At 32.3% G+C, this 25565-nt stretch carries 20 protein-coding genes; all 20 read right to left on the bottom strand.

Annotation, left to right across the window (positions count from 1 at the left end):
• Nucleotides 1–68: 68 nt before the first annotated feature.
• Nucleotides 69–4331, bottom strand: a complete 4263-nt coding sequence (locus EQM13_RS16995; RefSeq protein ID WP_128753325.1) for a 2-hydroxyacyl-CoA dehydratase — start codon at nucleotides 4329–4331, stop codon at nucleotides 69–71.
• A gap of 329 nt (nucleotides 4332–4660) precedes the next feature.
• Nucleotides 4661–6502, bottom strand: coding sequence for a LysM peptidoglycan-binding domain-containing protein (locus tag EQM13_RS18785; RefSeq protein WP_240662958.1), 1842 nt, complete (start codon nucleotides 6500–6502; stop codon nucleotides 4661–4663).
• Nucleotides 6503–6508: 6 nt separating this feature from the next.
• The gene (locus EQM13_RS17010) at nucleotides 6509–7840 is read right to left on the bottom strand and encodes a Na+/H+ antiporter NhaC family protein (protein WP_071139368.1); all 1332 of its coding nucleotides are present in this window, start codon (nucleotides 7838–7840) and stop codon (nucleotides 6509–6511) included.
• A gap of 166 nt (nucleotides 7841–8006) precedes the next feature.
• The gene (locus EQM13_RS17015) at nucleotides 8007–8927 is read right to left on the bottom strand and encodes a TIGR01212 family radical SAM protein (protein ID WP_071139369.1); all 921 of its coding nucleotides are present in this window, start codon (nucleotides 8925–8927) and stop codon (nucleotides 8007–8009) included.
• A gap of 46 nt (nucleotides 8928–8973) precedes the next feature.
• Nucleotides 8974–9804: a DUF2785 domain-containing protein gene (locus tag EQM13_RS17020; RefSeq protein ID WP_071139370.1), complete on the bottom strand. Its 831-nt coding sequence runs from the start codon at nucleotides 9802–9804 to the stop codon at nucleotides 8974–8976.
• 88 nt (nucleotides 9805–9892) lie between these two features.
• Nucleotides 9893–10930, bottom strand: coding sequence for a zinc-dependent alcohol dehydrogenase (locus EQM13_RS17025; RefSeq protein ID WP_071139371.1), 1038 nt, complete (start codon nucleotides 10928–10930; stop codon nucleotides 9893–9895).
• A 164-nt stretch (nucleotides 10931–11094) separates the two neighbouring features.
• Complete coding sequence (locus tag EQM13_RS17030) at nucleotides 11095–12270, bottom strand: iron-containing alcohol dehydrogenase (protein ID WP_071139372.1); 1176 nt, start codon at nucleotides 12268–12270, stop codon at nucleotides 11095–11097.
• A gap of 18 nt (nucleotides 12271–12288) precedes the next feature.
• Nucleotides 12289–12990, bottom strand: a complete 702-nt coding sequence (locus tag EQM13_RS17035; protein ID WP_071139373.1) for a sugar phosphate isomerase/epimerase family protein — start codon at nucleotides 12988–12990, stop codon at nucleotides 12289–12291.
• A 168-nt stretch (nucleotides 12991–13158) separates the two neighbouring features.
• Nucleotides 13159–14067 (bottom strand): TIGR03943 family putative permease subunit, encoded by a 909-nt coding sequence (locus tag EQM13_RS17040; RefSeq protein WP_128753326.1) that lies wholly within the window; start codon nucleotides 14065–14067, stop codon nucleotides 13159–13161.
• Nucleotides 14068–14082: 15 nt separating this feature from the next.
• Nucleotides 14083–15699, bottom strand: coding sequence for a permease (locus EQM13_RS17045; protein ID WP_128753327.1), 1617 nt, complete (start codon nucleotides 15697–15699; stop codon nucleotides 14083–14085).
• A gap of 18 nt (nucleotides 15700–15717) precedes the next feature.
• On the bottom strand, nucleotides 15718–16677 hold the full coding sequence (locus EQM13_RS17050; RefSeq protein WP_128753328.1) for a CobW family GTP-binding protein: 960 nt from the start codon (nucleotides 16675–16677) through the stop codon (nucleotides 15718–15720).
• Nucleotides 16661–17119 (bottom strand): Fur family transcriptional regulator, encoded by a 459-nt coding sequence (locus EQM13_RS17055; protein WP_161567298.1) that lies wholly within the window; start codon nucleotides 17117–17119, stop codon nucleotides 16661–16663. Before EQM13_RS17055 ends, EQM13_RS17050 begins: the two co-directional genes overlap by 17 nt.
• Before the next feature lie 109 nt (nucleotides 17120–17228).
• Nucleotides 17229–18038 carry a metal ABC transporter permease gene (locus EQM13_RS17060; RefSeq protein ID WP_114219560.1) on the bottom strand — a complete coding sequence of 270 codons (810 nt, stop codon included), beginning with the start codon at nucleotides 18036–18038 and terminating at the stop codon, nucleotides 17229–17231.
• A gap of 28 nt (nucleotides 18039–18066) precedes the next feature.
• The gene (locus EQM13_RS17065) at nucleotides 18067–18819 is read right to left on the bottom strand and encodes a metal ABC transporter ATP-binding protein (RefSeq protein ID WP_128753330.1); all 753 of its coding nucleotides are present in this window, start codon (nucleotides 18817–18819) and stop codon (nucleotides 18067–18069) included.
• A 16-nt stretch (nucleotides 18820–18835) separates the two neighbouring features.
• Nucleotides 18836–19795 (bottom strand): metal ABC transporter substrate-binding protein, encoded by a 960-nt coding sequence (locus EQM13_RS17070; protein WP_071139381.1) that lies wholly within the window; start codon nucleotides 19793–19795, stop codon nucleotides 18836–18838.
• 113 nt (nucleotides 19796–19908) lie between these two features.
• Nucleotides 19909–20619, bottom strand: coding sequence for an ABC transporter ATP-binding protein (locus tag EQM13_RS17075; protein WP_128753331.1), 711 nt, complete (start codon nucleotides 20617–20619; stop codon nucleotides 19909–19911).
• Between the two features lie 4 nt (nucleotides 20620–20623).
• Complete coding sequence (locus EQM13_RS17080) at nucleotides 20624–21382, bottom strand: ABC transporter permease (RefSeq protein ID WP_071139383.1); 759 nt, start codon at nucleotides 21380–21382, stop codon at nucleotides 20624–20626.
• A complete protein-coding gene (locus tag EQM13_RS17085) occupies nucleotides 21357–22370 on the bottom strand; it encodes an ABC transporter substrate-binding protein (RefSeq protein ID WP_071139384.1) in 1014 nt (337 codons plus the stop codon). Before EQM13_RS17085 ends, EQM13_RS17080 begins: the two co-directional genes overlap by 26 nt.
• A gap of 246 nt (nucleotides 22371–22616) precedes the next feature.
• Nucleotides 22617–24197, bottom strand: a complete 1581-nt coding sequence (locus tag EQM13_RS17090; RefSeq protein ID WP_206172742.1) for a DEAD/DEAH box helicase — start codon at nucleotides 24195–24197, stop codon at nucleotides 22617–22619.
• Nucleotides 24198–24532: 335 nt separating this feature from the next.
• Nucleotides 24533–25354: a divergent polysaccharide deacetylase family protein gene (locus EQM13_RS17095; protein WP_128753333.1), complete on the bottom strand. Its 822-nt coding sequence runs from the start codon at nucleotides 25352–25354 to the stop codon at nucleotides 24533–24535.
• Nucleotides 25355–25565: the final 211 nt, after the last annotated feature.

Below are 25565 nucleotides of genomic sequence, written 5' to 3' on the forward strand. Positions count from 1 at the left end.
ATTTACGTATAACTACATCCTAAAAAAAAGGAGTCAGCGTCTATAAATTTGACACTGACTCTTTATCTTTAAATATTCAATGCTCTCTCATCCTTTTCTTTTTCTTCTTCCTCATCAGCATTATGGCGAGCCGTAGAAAGCATAAGTTTTAATCTGTTCAGTTGGTTTACCTCACTTGCTCCCGGATCATAATCTATGGGAATAATATTTGCCTTAGGATACATCTCCCTTATAGATTTAATCATTCCCTTTCCCGTTACATGATTTGGAAGACACCCAAAAGGCTGAACGCATACAATATTCTCTACTTCGTTTTCAATTAACTCCAACATTTCAGCCGTTAAAAGCCAACCCTCTCCGGATTGATTTCCTAAAGAGATAAAATTTTTAACCAATCCTGCCAACTCCTTAATAGACATTGGTGAAGAAAATCTTTCGCTCTCATTCAATGCTTTTTTTAAATCCTTCCTATAATTTTCTATATATGATATTGCAATATCACCGAAAAATTTATTTCTTTTTCTCTGAGATAAATATTCTGCTTTGAAGGTTTCATTATAAGCACAATAAAGAATAAAATCCGTCAAATCCGGAACCACAACTTCTACTCCCTCTTTTTCCAAAACATTTACAATATCATTATTGGCGGTAGGATGATACTTAACCAGTATTTCTCCAACTATCCCTACTCTTGGTTTCTGTATATCATATATATCAATATTATCAAAATCTTCAACTATTTTCCTGATATTATTCTTATACAATTTTTTACTTCCATTCTTTAAAGATTCTTTACATCTTTGATTCCATTCCATATACAATGAATCTGCCGACCCTTTTACTTTTTCATAAGGTCTTACCCTGTATAATACTCTCATAAGGAGATCCCCGTATATTATTGCCATCACACCCTTTGATGCCATATCCATCGAATAGGTAAACCCGGGGTTTTCTTCCATGCCATAGGCATTCGCACTAATGACTGGAATATTTCCAAATCCGGCATCTTTTAAAGCTTTTCTTAAAAATCCAATATAATTTGATGCTCGGCATACTCCTCCTGTCTGAGTTATGATGACTGATGTATTATTTAAATCATATTTCCCGGATTTCAGAGCTTCTATAAATTGTCCTACAACTATTATTGAAGGATAGCAAGCATCATTATTTACATATTTTAACCCTTCTTCTATGGCACCTCTGTCTACAGACGGAAGCACTTCAAAATTATATCCACAATCTCTCATGGCTGTTTGAAGTAAATCAAAATGAATAGGGGACATTTGAGGCGAAAGTATGGTATGTCTTTCTTTCATTCCCTTAGCAAAAAGTACTCTTTTAATTGGTCCTCCTACTTTATGAGGCCTGAATCCTCTTTTATCTCTTTCCATCAGCGCTGCATTCAATGAACGGATCCTTATTTTAGCCGCTCCTAAATTATTTACTTCATCTATTTTTAATAAGGTATATATTTTTTCGTAGTTATCCAATATCTCATGTACCTGATCCGTGGTAACAGCATCAAGACCACAACCGAAAGACGTTAATTGAACTAATTCCAAGTCATCTCTTTGAGCAACAAAACTTGCTGCTCTATACAATCTTGAATGATAAGTCCACTGATCTACTACTCTTAAAGGTCTTTCAACATTACCTAAATGAGCAATTGAATCCTCTGTGAAAACAGCCATCCCTAATGATGTAATAAGATTTGGAATTCCATGGTTTATTTCCGGGTCAATATGATATGGTCTACCCGAAAGGACTATTCCCCTGATCTTATTTTTGCTTATATAATCTAAAGTTTCCTCCCCTTTCAATTGAATATCCTTTCTATAATTAGCCTGCTCTCCCCATGCTTTTTCTACAGCTTTATCTATTTCTCTGCCTCCGATTGAAAATATTTTAAATTCTTTTTCAAGTCTGTTCTTTAAACCTTCTTTGTCGTCAAAACTAATAAACGGATTCAAAAAAAGTATATCATTCTTTTTTATATTATCCATATTATGTTTTATAACCTCCGAATAGGAAGTAACAATCGGGCAATTTAAATGATTATTAGCAGTTTTATCTTCCTTTTTTTCATAAAATACGGAAGGATAAAAAATGAATTTAACTTTCTTTTCAATTAAGTCTGAAATATGCCCATGGACAAGCTTAGCAGGATAACATGCGGTTTCACTGGGAATCGTACTGATTCCTTTTTCATACATGGCTCTACTCGATGGAGCCGAAAGTACAACTTTGAAATTCAGTTCCGTAAAGAAAGTAAACCAAAAGGGATAATTTTCATATATATTCAATACCCTCGGTATTCCAACTGTACCCCTTTTTGCTTCTTCCTCATTCAAAGGTTTATAGTCAAAGGTTCTTTTATATTTATAATCATATAAGTTAGGGATATTTTTTGAAGATTTATTTAATCCCAGAGCCTTCTCACATCTATTCCCGCTAATATATCTATTTCCATTTGAAAAAGTATGAATTGACAGTAAACAATTGTTTCCGCAACCTCCACACCTTGTCATCTTAGTATTGTAATTAAAATTGTTTAGATCTTCTATTTTTAACAATGAAGTTTCTTTTCCGTCTTCATATCGTTCTTTTGCTATCAGTGCAGCTCCCAGTGCTCCCATCAATCCTGAAATATCTGGTCTCACAACTTTTCTATGGGATATCAACTCAAAACTTCTCAATATAGAATCTCCATAAAAGGTTCCCCCCTGTACAACTATTTTTTCTCCCATTTCTTGAGGGTCCCTTATTTTTATTACTTTCTGAAGAGCATTTTTTATAACAGAATAGGAAAGGCCTGCCGCAATATCTCCTATAGTTGCTCCTTCTTTTTGAGCCTGTTTAACTTTTGAGTTCATAAATACAGTACACCTTGAACCTAAGTCCACGGGATTTTCAGCTAAAAGTCCTTCATTTAAAAAATCTTCTACCTTCATATTTAAAGATTGAGCAAAAGTCTCTATAAAAGAACCGCATCCGGAAGAACATGCCTCGTTGAGAAGTACACTGTCGATAACGCCGTTTTTAATCTTCATACATTTCATATCCTGCCCACCAATATCTAATATGAAGTCTACTCCCGGAAGATAAAATTCGGCTGCCTTATAATGAGCTATAGTCTCTACTTCTCCTACGTCTATTCCAAGAGCCTCTTTTATAAGATCCTCTCCATATCCTGTAACTGCAGAATAAACAATCTTACTCTCTGCAGGAAGAACCGAATAGATCTCCTTTAATATTTGTACTACCAATTCCAAAGGTTTCCCCTGATTATTATTATAATATGAATATAATATTTTATCATTTTCATCTATTAATACAGCTTTAGTGGTAGTTGAACCTGCATCAACCCCCAGGAAACACTTCCCTCTATAAGATCTGATATCACCTCTTAAAAGTTTTTTAGTTTCGTGATCTTTCCTGAACTTTTCCAACTCATCCCTGTTATTAAATAAAGGCTGTATTTTCTTTATACTCATATCTATAGGTCTGTCGAAATTTATTAGCTTGTCTATAAATTTTTTAAAGCTTATGGGTATCTCCTCAATAGATTCTATTGCTGCTCCTAAAGCAACAAATAGCTGTGAATTCCGGGGAACTATTATTTCATCATCTTTGAGCCTTAAGGTTTCAATATACCTTTTTCTGAGCTCGGACAAAAAATGAAGAGGTCCTCCGAGAAATGCTATTCTTCCAGTAATTGGTCTGCCGCAGGCTAATGTTGAAATTGTCTGATTGACTACGGACTGAAATACGGAAACAGCTATATCATTTTTTGATGCTCCCTGATTTATAAGGGCTTGTATATCTGTTTTAGCAAATACTCCACATCTGGAAGCTATAGGATATATATGCTCATAATTCTTTGCCAATTCATTCAATCCTTCTGCGTCTGTCTGAAGAAGAGATGACATCTGATCGATAAAAGCACCGGTTCCTCCTGCACATATGCTGTTCATTCTTTGCTCTACATTTCCTCTAAAATAGGTAATTTTAGCATCTTCTCCTCCAAGTTCAATCGCTACATCTGTCTTTGGAATAAATTTTCTGATTGCAGTAGTTGAAGCTACTACTTCTTGAACAAATGGAACATCAAGCCATTTATTAACGGAAAGTCCTCCCGAGCCTGTAACCATAACGGTTATATTTTCATCTTTAAACTTTTTATATGCTCCGAGGATAAGATTTTTTACACTACTTTTAATATCAGAAAAATGTCTCTTGTAATCACAAAAAAGAATTTCCAACTTTTCATTTAATACAACTAATTTTACGGTGGTTGAACCAATATCAATACCTAAATGTAATTTTTTCATACTATTGCAGTTCTCTGCTGCTTTTCCTCCTTTATATAATTTATACAAAAGACTATATACTTATATCTATTAGCAATATTATAATTTATACCCAACTGTCTCTATATAAATTATAACATAACAAAAATACTAAACAAACACTTCAATTAATGAAAAAAGTTTCTATTAAAACATTATAAATTAAGGATGCCTTTTTTGAAACCCATTTAACGGAAAGTTTATATTAAGGAATAATTTGACTTTCCTATGAATTATAGAAAAAAGTTCTTCATAAGTTATAAAATAAAACTGATACCTAATGAGGATAGGTATCAGTTTCATTTACCTTTTCATTTAGAAGGTACACAGATTTTCATTCCTACTGTAAAATCACTTGGTGCAAGATTTGGATTAGCTAACATTAAATCTGATATACTAATTTTAAATTTCATTGCAAGATGAGCCACTACCAATTTCTCCTGCGGAGCATCATGAGATGTAATCAAATAAGGATTTGTGCCAGAAGGACAAATTCCAGATTTATGAGGAGGAATACATAATTTCTGTCCTGCAACTATTTTATGCGGATCAAAATTAGGATTCACAGAAATCAGATCATTAACGGATATATTAAATTTTATCAGTATACTTCCAAGGTTATCCCCTTCCATTATCGTATATAATGTCCCTCCAGGACATGACGGTTGTGGAGGAGTCGGTGCCGGCATACATGGTATACATATTACTTGCCCTATCTGTAGATTGTTCGGATCTATACCTGGGTTTGCTTTCAATATGTCGTCCACGCTTACATTATATCTGTTAGCCAAATTATATATTGTGTCTCCCGCTTTTATTGTATATAACATTCCTCCTGGACATGACGGCTGAGGAGGAGTCGCTGCCGGTATACATATTACCTGCCCTATCTGTAGATTGTTCGGATCTATACCTGGATTGGCTCTTAATATGTCGTCCACGCTTACATTATATCTGTTAGCCAAATTATATATTGTGTCTCCCGCTTTTATTGTATATAACATTCCTCCTGGACATGACGGCTGAGGAGGAGTTGCTGCCGGTATACATATTACCTGCCCTATCTGTAGATTATTCGGATCTATACCTGGATTGGCCTTCAATATATCATTTACGCTTACATTGTATCTGTTAGCCAAATTGTATATTGTATCTCCTGCTCTTATTGTATATAATGTTCCTCCAGGGCATCTGGGTGCCGGTATACATATTACCTGCCCTATCTGTAGATTGTTCGGATCTATACCTGGATTGGCTCTTAATATATCGTCTACACTTACATTGTATCTGTTAGCCAAATTGTATATTGTATCTCCTGCTCTTATCGTATATAATGTTCCTCCTGGACATAAAGGTTGAGGAGGAGTCGCTGCTGGTATACATACTACCTGCCCTATCTGCAAATTGTTCGGATCTACTCCGGGATTTGCCCTTAATATACTCTCAAGGCTTACTTTGTATTGTATGGAAAGTTTATAAAACGTATCTCCTGCTCTTATTGTATGCAATGTTCCTCCAGGACATGATGGTTGTGGAGGAGTATGTGCCGGTATACATACTACCTGCCCTATCTGTAAATTATTCGGATCTACTCCGGGATTTGCTTTTAATATACTTTCAAGACTTACTCCATATTGTATGGAAAGTTTATAAAATGTATCTCCTGCTCTTATCGTATGCAATGTTCCCCCCGGACATGACGGTTGAGGAGGTACAGCCCCCGGAATACATATTACCTGCCCTATCTGTAAATTGTTCGGATCTATAAAAGGATTAGCTCTTAAGATATCTGTTACGGTAACATTATATCTATTGGCTAAATTATATAATGTATCTCCCGCTTTTATTGTATAATAAAATCCACCCGAGCATGGAGGTTTGGGAGGAGCAGAAGCAGGTATACATACTATTTGGCCTATTTGAAGATTATTTGGATTAATTCCCGGATTTATAGCAATTATCGCTTCTACTGTTGTATTGTATTGCTGAGCAAGTTTGTATAAGGTATCCCCTGATCTTATTGTATGGGAAATACTGCCCGAAGGACACTTACCGCTTAAACCATAGAAATCGTACATATTTACCACCTTTCTTTCTAAACTTTGTTCATTATATACTATGCAGTGAAAGCGATAATTGCTTATAGTTTTCATAATATTTTATGTTGCTTTTCTCTTTCCTGTCTCTTTTATTTTTAAGTACATTAGATTCCAGACAGGAATCAGATAAAGATAAAAAGCATAACCTTGATATCCAACACTGCTGATATTAAGAGTTCTTGTAGGAATAAGTCCTCCTATATTCCAAGGAATAAAAGGTGATAATACTACCGCCGTATTTTCTATACTTACTGCAAAATCAGAATTGCTGATATTAAGTTTCTCATATGTACTTCTCATTATTTCCGCCGTAAGGACAATGGCTATAGATTGATTTCCCCCGAAGCTGCTGACTATTATACTCACTAACAAAGTAGCCAGAAAAAGAATTGAATGAGTTGAGATATTATTAAAAATCTTGTATAGTCCATCTAACATATTGGAACTTTCAATTATTCCTGCAAGGCCACAGGATATCAATACTAAAAATGAGGATTTTGCCATAGAAAGAATACCTCCGCCCTTTAATATATTCTTTAAAAAAGTATTCTTATCGATTTTATATCCGAATATTATATATTTTACCAATTTGTAAAAAGATACTTTCTGGATAAACATGGCTATTATGCAAGCTGTAACGATACTCAAAATCATTGATTTATTCACGTTTACTTTAAAACAGCTGAGAAGCAGAATAACTATTGCAGGCAAAAGCATAAGAAAGTTTATAGTAAATAATTTCTCAATCTCAAAATTCAAATTGTTTTCTGCCAGTTTCAAAGGATTGTTCAATGAAATAATAAAATAAATAAAAAAAGAAACGATAAACGGAATTATTGATGTTTTAACCATATTTTTAATATTGGAATAAATATCCGTATCCGTTAAATTTCTGACTAAATGAGCACTGGAAGACATTGGAGAACACCTGTCTCCAAAATATGCTCCCGAAATAATGGCGCCTGATACAATATTAGGATTTAAGTTCCCTCCTTTCGCCATTACCATAAGTGCTACACCTACAGTTCCAACCGTTCCAAAAGCTGTCCCCAGCATATACGAAACAACAGTACATATTAAAAAAGTATATACTATGAAAAAATCGGGATTTATGATTTTTATCCCGTAATATACGATGCTTTGGACAGTTCCCGATGCCATCCACGAAGCTGTGATAATCCCTATCAATATAAGAATTTTCGCTACTACTAAGGACTTCTTTCCTCCTTCATATGCCATTTTCAATACTGATTTAAAAGAATATCCTCTTTTTAAAGCAATGATAAAAAATATAAAAAAACATATCAGAACGGAAAACTCAATATGAAAATCTTTATATAAAAAAAATATTAGTGCAAAAAATGAAAAAGCAATTCCAACAATAAGATCCATTTCCTATATCATCCTCATCTATATCTATTATTTTATAAAGAAGGCCTTTTTGAAACCCATTTCATGGAAAATCTATATTAATGTAAATAGGACTTTCCTATAATCTAAAATTATATCATGGCCAGTAGTTAATGGCATACTATTATATAAATTTAAAGATCATAATTCACTTGAAAAATTTACCCTGATAAGAATTTCTAATACTGAGTTCTTTGTCTATATCAGATAATACCTTTAGTTTGTCAAGGCTCCATTTAGGTTCTATAAGAAGAGCTTTTTTACCATCTCCCGTTAATCTGTGGATAATCATATCCTTTGGAATAATCTCTATACTGTCACAGACCATATTTACATATTCTTCTTGAGTCAATATATGAAAAGGATGTTCCATGTAGAATTTATGCAAATCCGTTCCTCTTTGAATATATAAAAGATGAATTTTAATTCCCCATGTATCCCTTTCGGATACATATTTTACTGATTCAAGAATATCCTGTTTGCTTTCGCCTGGAAGTCCAAATATAAGATGTGTTACAATCCTGATATTCCTCTTTTTTAATTCTTCCACAGTTTTCTCATAACAGCATAAATCATACCCCCGTCTTATAAAATTTGCGGTAGTATCATGGATAGTCTGCAGTCCAAGCTCAATCCACAGGTAAGTTTTTTTATTGATTTCCTCAAGCAAATCCAATGCAGAAGGAGAAATACTGTCGGGTCTCGTGGCTATAGCAAGTCCTACCATTCCTTTCTGAGAAATTCCAGCATAGTATTTCTCCTTTAAATATTCCGTATCCCCATATGTATTGGTAAAGTTCTGAAAATATGCAATATATTTTCCCGTAGCCCATTTCTTAGACATAAATTCCTTCTGCTTTGCTATTTGTTCTGGTATAGAAAGATTCTTTGAAAAAGTAAATTCTCCGGAACCTTCCTCTCCGCAAAATATACATCCCTTATCTCCAGCAGTTCCATCTCTGTTAGGACACGTAAATCCCCCGTCAACAGATAATTTCACTACTTTTGTTCCAAATATTCTTTTCAATTCATAATTTAATGAATGATATCTTTTATCGCCCCAAAGCAAATTATCACAACCTCTAATCCATATAAAAATTATTCTTTAAATTAATTTAAAATTTCTTAATATTATAAAGTGTTTCTTTTATTGCTCCATTGATTTCGTCGTAATTATCTTTATAAAGCAATCTAAAATAAACACTTCTTAAAAAGTTTCTAACGTTTACTTCTAAGTTCATATCTTCGGGATATTTACTTATTTTATTAATATTTTTAAAACTTCTTATCCAGTCTACAATATCTTTATTTCCCAATATTTTTCTATCTATTATGCTCACTATAGGAGTTGTCAATCTCTCATCTTCTCCGCTTATATAAGCATAACTATTAATAAAAATTTTCTTTTTAACCGCTTCCATTATTTCCAACAAATCCTTATATTTCATGTATCGACATTGTACCAGCTCATTTAACGCATCTCCCGTATGAGCTGCCGAATGTGCCCAGCCTTTACCTGAAATATATCCTCTTACATCTTTTTCTTCTGACATATATTTGATAAGCTTTTCTTTAATATTCCTTAAATCCTCTTCCAATCCCGTATTATGTATCCTATAGTAATAGATTATATCCGCAACTATTAAAACTGAAAATGATCTTGTAAAAACCGAATCCGTTCCTTCCTCGCCAATTTTATAAAATAAATGAGAACTATCAAAAATAATATTTAATAATTTACTTAATTGATCGGTTCCAAACATACCATCCATGATCCATCTGTCAAGAACTTCATAAATCAAATTATCTCTAAGGTCCGGATCAGGATCTCCGATATATTCAATCATATTCAGTGTAAAATCAAAAATACTTATGTCATCAGGTGATCTAAAATCATTATTCTTTATTTCTCTCAATCTTTCTTTTAACTCATATTTATCATACACCTTGATATCACCCCTTCATAAAAATTTAAAAAGCCTTATTGGATTTAAACTTTTACTCACATTTCCCCATCTTTTATATATAATTTATTTAATTCATTTTGAAAACAACTTTAAATCCCGATTTATTTTCAACTAATTTAAAAGCTTCTTCCCAATCATCCAAAGTAAAGGAATCAGTAATCATTCTTTCAATAATATGATGATTTTCCTTCATCAACTCCAGTGCTCTTATCCAGCTGGAGGGTTTAGAACTTTGGCTTCCAATCAAAGTAAGCTGACGTCTAAAAACTATTTCAAAATTAAATGGAATTTCTCCCTTCGGAAAGGACCCAAGGCCTATAATTCCATTCTTTCTTGCTAAATTTACCGCCATTTTAAGAGTATGTTCTGATCCAACACAATCTACAGTCACATCAGCACCGATATTATTCGTCATTTCAAATACCCTTTTTTTAACTTCTCCCTCTCCTCCGGATATAGTTTCTATACCTAATTCCGACGCCAATTTTAACCTGTGAGCACTGTGGTTGGTTCCGCTTAAAATAACTTTTCCTCCCAGAGATTTAGCAACTAAGGAAGAAAAAAATCCTATAGCTCCAGGGCCGATTATTAATACATTATCACCTTTTTTAACCTTTATTTGTTCTTCTATTAAATGAACAGCACAGGCCAATGGTTCCATAAGAGTTGCGGTTTTTAGATTTACGCCATCCGGCAATTTATGTAAGGATTCTTCAGGAACTATTACATATTCCGCAAAGGTACCATTTACCTTAGAACCTAATCCCTTACGGTTATCGCATATATTGTATTCTTTAGATTTACAAAACATGCACTTTCCGCATTTTTCAAAAGTAGTTTCAAAACAAACCTCGTCTCCTACTTTGTAATCCTTAATTTTACTTCCCGTTTCAACTATAATTCCGCTCCCCTCATGTCCGATGATAACAGGTGGAATAATCTTCGCTCCAGGACCCATTACCTGATTATAATATTTTATATCAGATGCACAAATACTGGAATATTTAATTTTTATTTTTACGGTATTATCAGATACAATCGGTTCAGGCATATCTTTTAATATCATGTCTCTTTCCTTACTTGTTCTTCTTACCAATGCTTTCATCAATAATATTCCTCCAGATTTTTATATTTAACTTTAAATTCATTTACAACTTTATATGACCATAATTTTGATTATCCTTTATAAGCCAAAGCGTACAATATAATCATACAAAAATTGGTATACAATATATATAAGTTTGTATACCAATTTCTATAAATACTTATTTATAATGCTTTCTTGTATATATTTAGAATATCTTCATAAGCCAAAGGAACAAAGGACCCAACTTTCCCATTTACACCTCTGTTTTTTACAGCTCCTTTAGCCATGTTTTCCAAATTTTCTTCTCCTATCCCTACTTCTCTCAAAGCAGAAGGTATCCCTAACAAATTGAAATACTCCTTTGTTTTTTCTATTGCCCTGTGGGCTATATTGTATTCATCTTCATTTTTATCGATATTCCATACATTTATACCATATTCAACAAATTTATATAATGTATCATCATTTAACACATATTCCATCCAATAGGGTGTAAGTATCGCCAATCCTATTCCATGAGTAACATTATAATATGCGCTCAATTCATGTTCTATAGGATGCACAGTCCATGATGCATCTTTTCCATAACTTAAAAGTCCGTTTATCGCAAGACTTGAAGCCCACATAAGATTTGCTCTTGCTTCATAATTATCGGGTTCCTTTACCGCAATAACCCCATATTTAATACAAGTCTTTAAAACACCTTCCGCTAACTTATCTTGTAAATATGCACTCTTCGTCCTGCTAAAATAATTCTCCAATGTATGACTCATTATATCTGCAGTTCCCGAAGCTGTTTGTCTTTCAGATACCGAAAAGGTATAAGTAGGATCCATTATAGAAAATTTAGGAGCTATTTTGGGGTCTTTCAATCCTATTTTCTGCTTCGTTTCCATATTGGTGATTACCGCCGTTGCATCCATTTCGGAACCTGTGGCCGCTATAGTCAATACCACTCCTACGGGAAGCACATCCTTTACTTTAGCTTTCCCAATCACAAGATCCCACGGATCCCCGTCATAATAATACCCTGCCGCTATTGCCTTGGAACAATCTATTGTACTTCCTCCTCCTACGGGAAGCAAAAAATCTATTTCATTTTCTCTGCACATTTTTATTCCTTTTTTTACAGTCTCTAAGGTTGGATTAGGTTCTACTCCGCTTAATTCTTCAAAAGGTATATTCTCCTCTTTTAATATATTCACTACTTGATCATAAACACCGCTTCTCTTAATGCTTCCCTTTCCATACACTAAAAGTACCTTTTTACCATACTTTTTAATTTCTTTTCTTAAAACTTCAATTTGACCCTTTCCAAAAAAGATTTCAGTGGGTATAGAATAATCAAAATTTAGCATATGATCATCTCTCCTTCATTAAATATTTTTTCTTATTCTTTTTATCTCTTCAGCCAAACTATTAACTTTATATTCTAACGATATAACAGGGTTTAAATCAAATTTCTCTAATAAATCACTCAATAATCTTATATTTTCTTCCATAGGAGGCTTATGTTCATCGTATACCCCGTTATTCCAATGGAAATGAATATACTTTATATCGTCTTTTAAGACTTTAAACCAATTTTTAACTTGATCCTCCCCACTCATCAGTTTAGCATGACCTATATCCAGACAGATTTTAACATTAGATAAATCTATAATATCTATAAGTTCTCTCAACCAGCTTGGATCTCCTTCAAATATATTTTCTATCACTATAGTCCCTTTAAAATTTCCTATTTCTCTTAATATGTCTCTAAAAAATTTCTTATTTAAATCATGATTAAGCTTTCTTATATAAGGCTCATTAAGAAAAGGATTGATTTGACTATGAAAAACTATGTATTGTGCCTTTAATTCCTTGGCAATGTTCAATGCAACTAAATACCTTCTATAACTTGCTTCCCTTATAGTTTTATCAGGACTTATAGGTTTTAAATCCAGAAATGGTCCATGAACTGAACATGCACCATTAAATTTCTCAAACATCATCTTATATTGAGAGACTACGTCTTCCCAACCCTTGTCCAATAAACTTGGCTCAACAAAATCCTGTATTTCAACCCCTATATTCAATTTATCAAATTCTTCTCCGTCAAATTCATCTATGGTACTTACGCATTTATTTATATTTCTTTCCGTTCTCCTCTCCCCTTTATTATTTAATCAATAATAATTATACCATAATACTCATATTTTAATAAATCACTATAATAAAGAATTTAATCCCAATAATTTTTTTGCTTAATAAGGATAGACTATTTCTTCTTTCGGTTTATCCGTAGGTTCAATGCTTTCCACTTTTATAATCGGATTTTTCTCTCCCGCAAAATCATAAGTTTCCAATATTCCTTTAACTTTTACCCATTCTTCCGACTTCAGTTCGGAAGTCTTATCATACTGGCATACGATTCCTACAGGCTGCATATCGGCAGCACAGCATACCATCATTAGCCGTGCAACTACAAATTCATTTTCCTTTAAGGATTCATCATCTTTATAAACAAATCCCACCATCTCTATATTTTTTCCCTCATATTTCTCAACATCATAATATAATTCCATAATCCAAGGTGCAAAATTACTGTCATCTACAATTATGTTATTACCTTCAATTTTCAGTTGTTCCGATCCATAATCCTCTCCGGTGCCGGCAATATTATTTTCATCTGCAGATACATCACCGTTATTTTGAGAAACATCCGAATTTGTACCGTTCGTAGTTGTATCGTCGTCAGTAGTTGTATCATCAGCAGTTATATCAATTGTATCATCAGATTTACTATTTGTATTATCCTTATAATCGGAGCCATAATTTATTCCGTTCACTCCGTTTCCTTTAATGACCGAAGAACTTAAAACTGCCGTTTTAGGAGGTATAACAAATGACAGAAAAAGCGGAATTAAAAAAAGAATATATTTTTTTAGGTTCATACCGGGGCCCTTTGTTCTAAAAATTTCTCCTATTGTAAATAATGAAATGGCTATAAATCCGGCTACAGCAAATTTCATATAAGGTATAATTCTGGGATGAACGTATTTTTTCACATTACCGGTCTTGATTAAAATTATAAAAAATACAGAAAACCCCAAAAAAACTATTAATTTAAATATAATTTCTATATTAATCCTATGTTTTCTCATTGTCTTCATGGAAACTCCCTCCTTCTAAAAAAATACCACCTTAGTAAAACACAAAATGGAAAATATCAAATTAAACACAATAAAAAATAACTTTATTATAAATCTCTTCTTAAAACTTCCCGAAAGCATAAGCATATTTTTTATATCAGCCATAGGCCCTAATACCAAGAATCCCAATACAGAAACAATTGGAATCTGCCTTGCAAAACTTCTGGCAATAAAAGCATCCGAAGATGAACATAAAGACAGAACAAATCCTGCGGCCATCATAATTAATATGAATAATATTTCCTTATTTGTACTTTTAAAAAATATATCCTGGGGAATAAAAGTTTGGGAAATACTTGCAATCAATGCCCCTATAACCAAAAATCTTCCTGAATTTAAAAACTCTTCCCCTGCATGTCTGAATACTATAACAATTTTATCCCATATCCCGATTTTTGATACATCATAACCACTGCAGTATATACAGTTACAAGTGTAATTATCGAAACCGGTAAAAATTGTTTTTTCATCTTCTGGAAAAATCATAAATATAATTCCTGTAAGAATAGCAACTATTATACCTATTCCTATTCTTAAAGCAACTATTAATTTTTGACCTTGGAAAGCATAAATTGTGGAAGCTATAACTATTGGATTAACTATGGGAGCCGCCAATAAAAATGTTACTGCAGCATACATGGGAACTCCCTTTTTGATAAGACGGGTAGCTACCGGAACTATAGCACAATCACATACCGGAAACAATAACCCACCCAGCGAAGCTACAATAAAAGATAATATCTTACTTTTAGGAAAATATTTAATTATCATTTCTCTTGTGATAACAACCTGTATAATTGAAGATATGAACACTCCAATAAGCAAAAATGGAAAGGCCTCTATTAATATACTTGTAAATATTGTACTGATTATTTGAAGTTTGGAGATATCAAAAACTACTCCTTCAGATTTTATAAACCTCATAATAGTAAAACTTAAATATATCATTGCAAAAATCAGGAGTATAATTGATAATTTATCTCCCGGATTTTTCTTTTTATTTTTCTGTTTAAACCTACTATTTTTTATCCCTTCATATTCCGTAAAATCTTTAGGAGTACTGATATTTAATATCTTTCCATACTTATTTATTGCTCTGATCTCTTTCTTTAAATCCTTAAATTTGTGCAGCAATATTTTATCGGAATAATTCAATACTATTAAATCACTATATAAAATATTCGTTATCATATTCTGTCCTACAATACTCATAAGGGAATCAAAATTTCTGCAGTCTATCACATTAACAATCGAATTAATGACACAATGCTTTCGTACTTGAAATTTGTCCAGTACATTTAATAAATCTCTTAAATCAGATATGCCGTTTTCTTCGATAATCATTCGATTAGGTAAAAATTCATTTAAAATTACCATTATATCTTTAATTCTTATCGATTCATCTTTTTTAAATTTTTTCAAAAGTACATTCTCATTATTTATGAACTCTTTATCTACTTCCTTTTCACCGGTCTCTCTCTGTATAACCGCTACCCGCTCATTAAATTCCATAGAATTTTTCAAAACTTCATTAATTAAAGAAGTTTTACCCGAACCTAAAAATCCGGTAAAGATATCTATATAAGTAACCATAGGCCTCACCTGTTTATTTTAAACAGAAAATAATTCAAATAATTTATTTTCGTTAATATTTTTCCCGGTTATCGAAAGTTTGCCTATATAATTGGCAGAAGTAGTTCTTATCTGAATTTCTCCAGGAACATAGTCAAATTGTAACCATTTGCCTCTTTCGCTTTGAAGTATTCCTTTACCTCTTACAATCATGCCAAAGCTATCAGCGTCATTTAACCGTTTCAACATATTTTTTAATTCTATTTTGTCAAAGATTTTAGCCGTTTCCATACTCCATGTTTTAAATATTTCATCGGCGTCATGGTCGTGATCATGATCGTGGTCATGGTCATGACCATGTTTTTCTTCATGATTACAATTTTCTCCATGTATATGTTCTATATGGCCTTCTCCCAATCCGATAATTTGCTCTCCAGTAAGCTGAGCCCAAGGAGTAGTCACAATATCGTATTTAAAATTTAAATTTCGTATGGATTTTATAACAGAGCTGATCTTCTCCTCATCAACCACATCTGTTCTGCTCAAAAGTATTACTTTGGCATTTTTTATTTGGTCTTCGAAAAATTCACCAAAATTATTTAAATACAAATCAAATTTTAAGACATCCACTATTGTTACAATCATATTAACTTCAACTAAATCCCTCAAGTTATTTTCCCTGCAAGCCCTAATCAATTCCGAAAGCTTTGCTACTCCCGAAGGTTCTACTATTATCCTTTGAGGACTAAACTTGTCTATTATTTCTCTTACGGATTCTCCAAAATCTCCGGCAAGGCTACAACAAATGCATCCGGAATTTATTTCTTTAATCTCTAATCCGGCTCTTTTAAGTAATGTTCCGTCTATACCAATTTCTCCAAATTCATTTTCTATAATCGCTATTTTTTCACTGTCTAATTTTTCCTTAAGAAGTTTTTTAATTAATGTAGTTTTTCCGGCTCCTAAAAAACCAGAAACAATATCAATTTTTACCTTCATTAACTCCATCCCCCTTTTTATCTCCCTTACATTCAGAACAGTATCCAAATATTTCAAGATGATGACCCATAATATCAAAATCAGTAGTATTCTCAATAAACTTTTCATAGTCACCCAAAGGGCAACCTTCAATAGGAATCATTTTTTTACATTTTAAGCATATAAGATAATGTTTATGCCCTACGGTTTTCAGTTCAAAAACTGCTTCATCACTATTCATAATATTTAATTTAACAACTATCCCCTTTGATTCAAAAACATTGAGTATTCTATATATAGTCGAAAAATTAATAGAATCGTCCATATTTTTGGCCCTAAAAAAAATTTCTTTTGAAGTAAGAGGATATTCCGCCTTTTTCAGTATATCCAATACGACATTTCTCTGTTTAGTATTTTTTATCTTAAAATAACTAAAAATTTCTTTATTTTCAAATTGCTTCAATCCGATCATCATCCTTTATAACTATAATATACAATATCATGATATCATAGAATAACTTCTTTGAAAAGTCAATTGATATGCAATCTCATATATTACTTTTTTAAAATAGCTAATTATTCGATTTTGTATGTTTTTTTAAAAAGATATATTTTAGAACGTCCTTATAAAAAATAACAATTATTAAAATTGCAATTCCAATTAACACTATTGTACCACCCGGTTTAAAATTTGCATAATAAGATATATATAATCCTGAAATAGTAGAAAAAACAGCAAAAATTATGGAAAGAATTACAGTCTGTTTATAGCTTTTAGTAATCTGCATAGCAGATGCCACCGGGAGTACTATAAGGGAAGATATAACTAATGTACCAACTGCTCTTGAGGATATAGAAATAGTAATGGCAGTAAGAAGAGTAAATACAAAATTTATTGACTTAACAGGAACTCCTGAAAATTTTGCAGATTCTTCATCAAAAGTCGTATAAAATAATTCCTTATATAATAATATAAAAACAAAAATAACCAAAACACTTAACCCAATAACCATAAAAAGTTCAAAATCAGTAATAGCTACAATACTTCCAAAAAGAAAACTGTTAAGGCTGGCGGCATTCTTTACAAACCCCGATAAAATACCGGCAATTCCAACTCCCATAGATGTAATTACAGCTATTGATATTTCTGAATATCTGGGAAAAGACTTTCTTATTCTTTCCATTCCAAAAGCCGACATTATTGAAAAAATTACAGCCGATGCAATAGGATTAATTCCAAAAGCCAAGCCGGCAGTTACACCGGCCAAAGAAGAATGAGAAAGAGCATCGCCAATCATGGACATCCTTTTTAGAACCACTATTACTCCAATACAAGGTGTAATTACTGAAATCAAAATTCCGACAATAAAAGCTCTTTGCATAAAAGAATATTGAAAAATACTAATCAACTCAATCCCACCTTTTATCTTTAAAATCAATTAAACTCTGTCCGTATATTTCCTTTAAAATATCTTCCGTCATGCCGTTTTTTAAATCCTGTTCGAGTAACCCATTTTTCCCTAAACAGATAATTCTATTTGCAATATGTGATATTTGAAAAATATCATGAGTGATCAGTATTATCGTCAACCCATGATTTCGATTTAAATCGGTAAGAAGAGAATACACTGTTTCTTCAGATTTAGCATCAATGCCTACAGTGGATTCATCCAAGAATAAAATTTCAGGGTTGTTGATTAATGCCTTTGCAATAAATACCCTTTGAAGTTCTCCGCCGGATAAATTCCCTATAAGGATTTTTCTATAACCCTCCATGCCTACTTTCTCCAATATCTGATACACCATTTCTTTATGGCATTTCTTAGGCCTTTTAAAAAGACCAATCTGAGAAAAAAGGTTGGCTTCAACAACTTCTTCAACAGTAGTCGGAAAACTACTGTTGAAGAAGTTCAGTTTCTGAGAAATATAGCTTATTTTGTTCCAGCTCTTTATATCCTCTATATTCTGTCCAAACATCTTTATGTTACCGCTCAAAGGAGTTAATATTTTTAGCATCAATTTCATAAGGGTACTTTTACCGGAACCATTAGCTCCGATTATGCCCAAAAAATCCCCTCTTCTTACCGAAAAACTTACGTCCTTTAATATAAACTTCTCCCCATACCCAAAACTTAAGTTGTTTACTTCGATTATGTTATCCATTGCTACAATTTTCCTTTCACTGTAACGCTTTTTTAAGTACCTCCAAATTTTCTTTCATTACGGAAATATATTCTTTTCCCGCCTTTATATCATCATCCTCCAAACCTTCCAATGGGTTAAGAACTTCTGTCTGTGCCCCTACTTCTTGAGCTATGGTCTCAGCGACTTTAGGGCTTACCAATTCTTCAAAAAATATATATTTTACATCATGTTCCTTTGCAAATTTTACTATCTCCGCCATTTTAGCCGGTGAAGGTTCGGCATCAGCAGTCAACCCCTCAATGGGAGTTTGCTTTAATCCGTAGGCATCGCACAAATATCCGAATGCCTGATGAGATACAATAATCTCTTTCTTCGTAAATGTAGCCACAGCGTCTTTATATTCTTGGTCCAACTCATCCAATTGTTTTACATATTCTTCATAATTTTTTTCATAATAATCCTTATTCGTTTCATCAGCTTTAACAAGTGCATCCTTTATAATTTCCATTTGTTTTTTGGCATTCATCGGATTGAGCCATACATGAGGATCATACTTTAAATTTTCATCCTCTTCATGTCCCTCTAATAGCTTTATATCTTTAGAAGTATCAACAATAACCAATTTATCATTATCCAAAGATCCGGATATTTTATCCAGCCATCCTTCCATTCCCGCACCGTTGCAAATAAGTAGATCCGCTTTTTCAAGGTTTGCAATATCTTTAGGAGTCGGTTCCCAGTCATGGGGTTCTACCCCTGAAGGGACTAAATTCACCAAATTTATTTTATCTCCTCCTACTTTCTTTGTTAAATCATACATTGCATAAAAGCTTGCATAGACCGAAAGTTTTTTGTTCCCATTATTATCATTTGTATTTTGTGTAACTTCACCTGTCTTTCCTTTGTCATCTTGTTTGCCGCAACCTGAAAACAACATCAAACCCATCACTATTGCCATTATTAAGCACAAAATTTTAATATTAAACTTTTTCATTGCACATCAGACCTCCTTAATTTTAAATACAAATGCGTCCCATTTGCATTTAGATTACTTATATAATATACATCAGAAGCCAAAAATATGCAATACAGTTTATAAATAAAATTTTAGAATACAAACTCCCCTTCTATTGTTTTCTTCAATTTATCTAATTCTTCTTTATTTTTTATTCTGTCTTCTAAAGAAAGACGATTTTTTATAATCCTTTGCACTTTAGTAGGTTTTTGGGTAAATATAGTAATATTATCTCCAAGGATTGCTGCTTCTTCAATATCATGAGTTACAATGATACATGTTTTATCTCTCGATTTTTTTAAATTCAAAAAAAATTTTGTAACAACTTCTTTAGTATTGATATCTAAAGATTTAAAAGGTTCATCCATTATAAGTATCTCCGAAGGATATATGAAAGCCCTTAATATACTGATTCTTTGTTTCATTCCTCCGCTTAAACTATTCGGATAATAGTCTTTATAATATTCCAATCCTACTAAATTTAAATATTTATTTATAATCTCCCTCCTGTTTTTTTTATCAATTTTTCCTCTTATAACAAAATCTATATTATCATAAACACTTTTCCATGGAATAAGCCTATCTTCCTGAAAAACAAATCCAATATTTTCATTTTCAAATCCAATCACTTTACCTTTATCAGCAGGAAGCATGCCGGATATGATATTAAGCAAAGTGGTTTTGCCACAACCGGACGGGCCTAATATACATGTAGTCATATTCTTTTCAAACTTAATGCTTACATCATCTAATACTTTTAAATCTCCATAACTTTTATGTATATTGCTAACCTCATATCCCACATTATCACTTCCATTTATTATTTCCGATTAATTTTCCCAAAAAGCTTAATACATAATCAAAAACATTTATAATCACTAATATAATTATAATCCACGCAAACACTCCCGGCGTATTGAGGTACATTTTTTGAAGCTGCAAGCTACTGCCTATGCCGTATTTAGGTTGGCCTAATACTTCTCCTCCTATTACCATCTTTAAACTGAGCCCCAATGTAGAAGTTAATACAGAATTAATATTAAAAAAAATGCTTGGAACATATATCTCTCTGACCATTGTAATTGTATCCACCTTATACAGCTTTGACATCTCAACTATTTTAAAATCTATATTTGATATGCCCTTTAGAACACTTTCATACAATATTGGAAATACCATAATAAATCCTACAAATACAGGTGCCGCTTCATTGGTAAGCCATATAAGTGCCAATATAATAATAGCCATAGTTGGTACTGATTTTAAAAATTTTAATACAGGACTCATTATATAATATACAGCTTTAAATATATAAGATAAAATACCCAATATTATTGCCGATATTAAAGAAATTAAGAAGCTTGCAAGGCTTCTTAATAATGTAGATTTTACGGTATTGATGAAATATTCCTCTTTCACTATATCTGTTAAACTAATAAAAGTATTTTTAATAGAAGGAATTATCACTTCATTATTTACATATTTTGACGCGATTATCCAAACAAGCAGAATAGATAATCCCGAAATAATAAAATATTTCCTATCTTTCAAAATACAACCCTTCATCAGGTAATTTTCCTCCTATAGTTTTAGGTTCAAAATTCATTAATACTTCATAATATTTTTCATATGCATCTTTACAATCTTTTGTTTCAGTAAACCTAATATTAAGTTTTTCTTTTGCATTAACTATTGCATTTTTTTCAACACTTATTCCCAATTCTTTTGCATAATCTCCCAATTGTCCTAAGTTTCCCATTGCCCAATCCGAACTCTCTTTATATTTTTCTAAAAATTTACTCACAAATTCCGGATCGTCTTTTATTAAATCTTCTTTAATTATTAAACTTGATTGAGGATATCCTTCATCAATCCCTGTTAAGTTTGCCCATTCCTTGTTTAAATCAAAAATTACTTTTGCATTCTCTTTCTTTGTAAGTATTGTAGTAGCTAAAGGTTCCGGCAAAACCGCTAAATTTGTTTTCCCGCTAAGAAAGGCCGGTCCTAATTCCGTAGCCGCATTTAAGTAAGTGATAGTTACATCTTTATCCGGATCTATACCATTTTCAGATAAAACATATCTTAAAACTATATCCGGAGTTAAGCCTTTTCCAATAGAATATATCTCTTTTCCCTTTAAATCTTCAAAAGAATTTATTTCTTCAGTACTTATCATATACAAGGAACCCCATGTAGACGTTCCGGCTAATCTATAAGCCATACCCTTATTAAAAGCCTGAGCCGCTAAGTTGGAAGGAACTATGGCTATATCTGGTTCCCCTTTTAAAATACTTGATACAAGTACATCGGGAGCTTTCAAAAGCTCATAATTTATAGTTACATTTTTATCTACAGCTGGATTCTCTTTATCAAGCTTTGCAGCCGTTAAAGCCGGAAGACCATCAGGAAAACTGAATTTCAGGGTTTTAGGCTGCTCCTGCTCTTCTTTAGGGGCTGTTGAAACTTCATCCCCTGCATTTTTATTGCTGCATCCGGAAACTATTGATAATATTAAAACTAAACTTAAAATTAACAAAAAGAATTTCTTTTTCATTACCAAAATCACCTCTTAGAAATTTTTGATATAAAATACCCTATAACAAATTACTCATAAATATTATACCATCTATTTTTATATATAAATCATTTTTTATGTTATTATTGAAAATAATTCTCATTTTCATAACACAAGGGGACGGTTCTTCTGTGCTATTTCCATCCCGCAGTTATGTGTATATATACAACAAGGGGATAAGTCAGAACCACTGAAGATGGTATTTTCTGCTTTTCCCCTTGTTCCTTATTTTCTTCTCGGATTTGCAACTTCTATATTTATTTTATTTCCTCTTATTTTCTTTTTTTGTAATCTGGTGAGTATTTCATCTTTTAATTCTTCAGGTACTTCGACAAAGGTGAATTTATCGTACACATCAATTTTACCTATCAATCTTCCCGAAATACCCGTTTCTTCAGTTATTGCTCCGATAATATGTCTTGGGCTTACATTTTTCTTCTTCCCAACATTTATATATAACCTTACCATCTTTGAAGAATCTACTTTAAACTTCTTTTCATTTATCTCATCATCTTTTTGTTGCTTATCTTCTCCTATATAAAGCTTCAGTACTGCAGAAGCAATATCTACGGAATCATATTCATCTTGTAACAGAGAGTCAACTATCTTTTTATAGTAGGATAATTCATCCTTCTCCATTATCTTCTTGATTTTTTCTATAAGGATATTTGTTCTTACTTCCTTAACATCAGTTAAAGTGGGAATTTCTTGACGAGTAATTTTAGTTTTAGTATACTTTTGAATATCTTTTAACCTGTATATATCTCTTCCCACTGCAAAACTAAATGCTTTTCCGGATTTTCCGGCCCTTGCTGTTCTTCCTATTCTATGAACATAATATTCTTCATCATGGGGAATATCATAATTAAATACAATATCTATATCATCTACATCTATACCCCTCGCCGCTACATCCGTTGCTACAAGAATATCAATATTTCCGCTCCTAAACCTACCCATAACCTTGTCTCTTTGAGTTTGCTTTAAATCCCCGTGAAGTCCGTCTACAAAATATCCTCTGCCTTGAAGTTCCATAACTAAATCGTCTACGCCTTTTTTTGTATTGCAAAAAACCAAAGAAAGTTTTGGATTATATATATCTATAAGCCTTGATAATACTTCTGTTTTCATATTCTGCTTTAATTCAAAATAATATTGTTCAACTTCAGGAACAGTGAGTTCCTTGTGCACTACCTTTATGAATTTAGGATCTTTCTGAAATTGCTTAGCAAATTTCATTATTTCATTGGACATAGTTGCGGAAAAAAATACGGTTTGCCTCTCTTCCGGCATCTTACCTAATATAAGTTCAATGTCATCTCTAAACCCCATGTCAAACATCTCGTCTGCTTCATCTAAAACCACCATTTTTATATTTTCAACTTTCAATGTATGTCTATTTAAGTGGTCTATAACTCTCCCGGGTGTACCAACTACTACCTGAACTCCTTTTTTCAAACTTTTAATTTGTCTTTCTATAGGTTGCCCCCCATATACAGGGAGAACATAAAAATCTTTTTTATATTTAGCAAGTTTTTTAATCTCTTCTGCTACTTGTATGGAAAGTTCTCTTGTAGGACACAAAACAATTGCTTGAAGTATTTTATCCTTTCCACTGTACATTTCAATAATAGGTATTCCAAAAGCTGATGTCTTCCCGGTTCCCGTTTGAGCCTGGCCTATCACATCTTTCCCTTCTAAAATATATGGTATTGCTTGGGATTGAATAAGAGATGCCTCCTCAAATCCCATATCAGATACTGACTTTATTACTTCTTCTGATAAATTTAAATCTTCGAATTTCATTTTCCTCATGTATAATTACAACTTCCTTCCTTGTTTATTCACTTAGTATAGTATAACTTTATTATTTCAGTAACACAAGAAAAATATTATAAATTCGTCTTACCCCTAAAATAATTAACTTATAGTTAACATAATTTTAAACGGGACTTAACATAAACAGATTAATATTATAATTGATAAAAATAAAAAAACACTTTCTAACATAACACAGGTAAACAAATAACCTACCTCCACTAAAAATATTATTAAAATAGATAGGGGCAAATCATCCCTATCTATTTTAATAAGTTTTCTACCTACGGTTTTCCCTGTAAAATCAATGGCTCTTTCTTGTATTAATCTGCATTAACTTTTTCACTGCCATCGGCAATTCTTTTGAGTTCCGATAAGTATACAAATTCTATCCCTCTATTTTTCATTTCCTTAGACATTTTATTTATGATATTTACCGTTACTTTTCCTCCCTGACCGCCTATATGTCCTATGCCAACAGCATAGCCTTTACTTTTAGCAATATCTTCTAATTTATCCATTGCCTTTGTTATCTCTTTTTCGGATTTTGAATTATCCAAAAATATATCCCTTTCAAAGTACATTACGTTTAATTTCTCCGATATATTTTTTGCAACGGTAATAGTTCCTGTTTTACTATCTAAAAAAAACAAATTATTTTCCTGGGCTACCTTCAATACTTCAGCCATGATTCTTTCGTCTTTAATAGATTTGGAACCCATATGGTTATTTATTCCTTTTGCCCATTTGATTTCATCAAGACCTTCATTAACCACATTTCTTATCTCTTCGTTTGTCATAGAAGAAGTAATAGGTTTAGGTCCAAGCCATTTTTTGTTTCCGGTTTCCGATTCCATTGGAAGATGAAGAATTACTTCGAACCCGACATTGTGAAAAAGTTCCGCATCCTCCTTAGAACATTCCAAAAACGGCATTACTGCTACAGTAACAGGAATATCCAACTTTAAAAGTTCATCTGTTCCGTCTCCGTGTTCTCCCAAGTCATCTATTACTAAGGCTATGTACGACTTTTTATTTGCATAAGTCGAAACTGCCTTATATTTAAAAATAAATTTTGGAATAAAAATTGACATTATAATTGCTATCACCATTATATATAGGACCTTCCTTTTAATATATAACATTAAAATAACCTCCTTATTATTATCAATAGTAAATTATATTAATGGTAATCGGGGTTATATGAAAATTTTTACAAACTATAAAAAAATCAAATATATAATGTAAACAATTAATATTTATTTAATAGGCAAAAATAGTAATTATTAAATCCTCAAAAAGTTGACTTTGCAAAACTTTTCCCATTATAATAAATATATAATATTATATAACTGA

Origin of the sequence: Acidilutibacter cellobiosedens, from assembly GCF_004103715.1 — a bacterium.
Classification (GTDB): Bacteria; Bacillota; Clostridia; order Tissierellales; family Acidilutibacteraceae; genus Acidilutibacter; species Acidilutibacter cellobiosedens.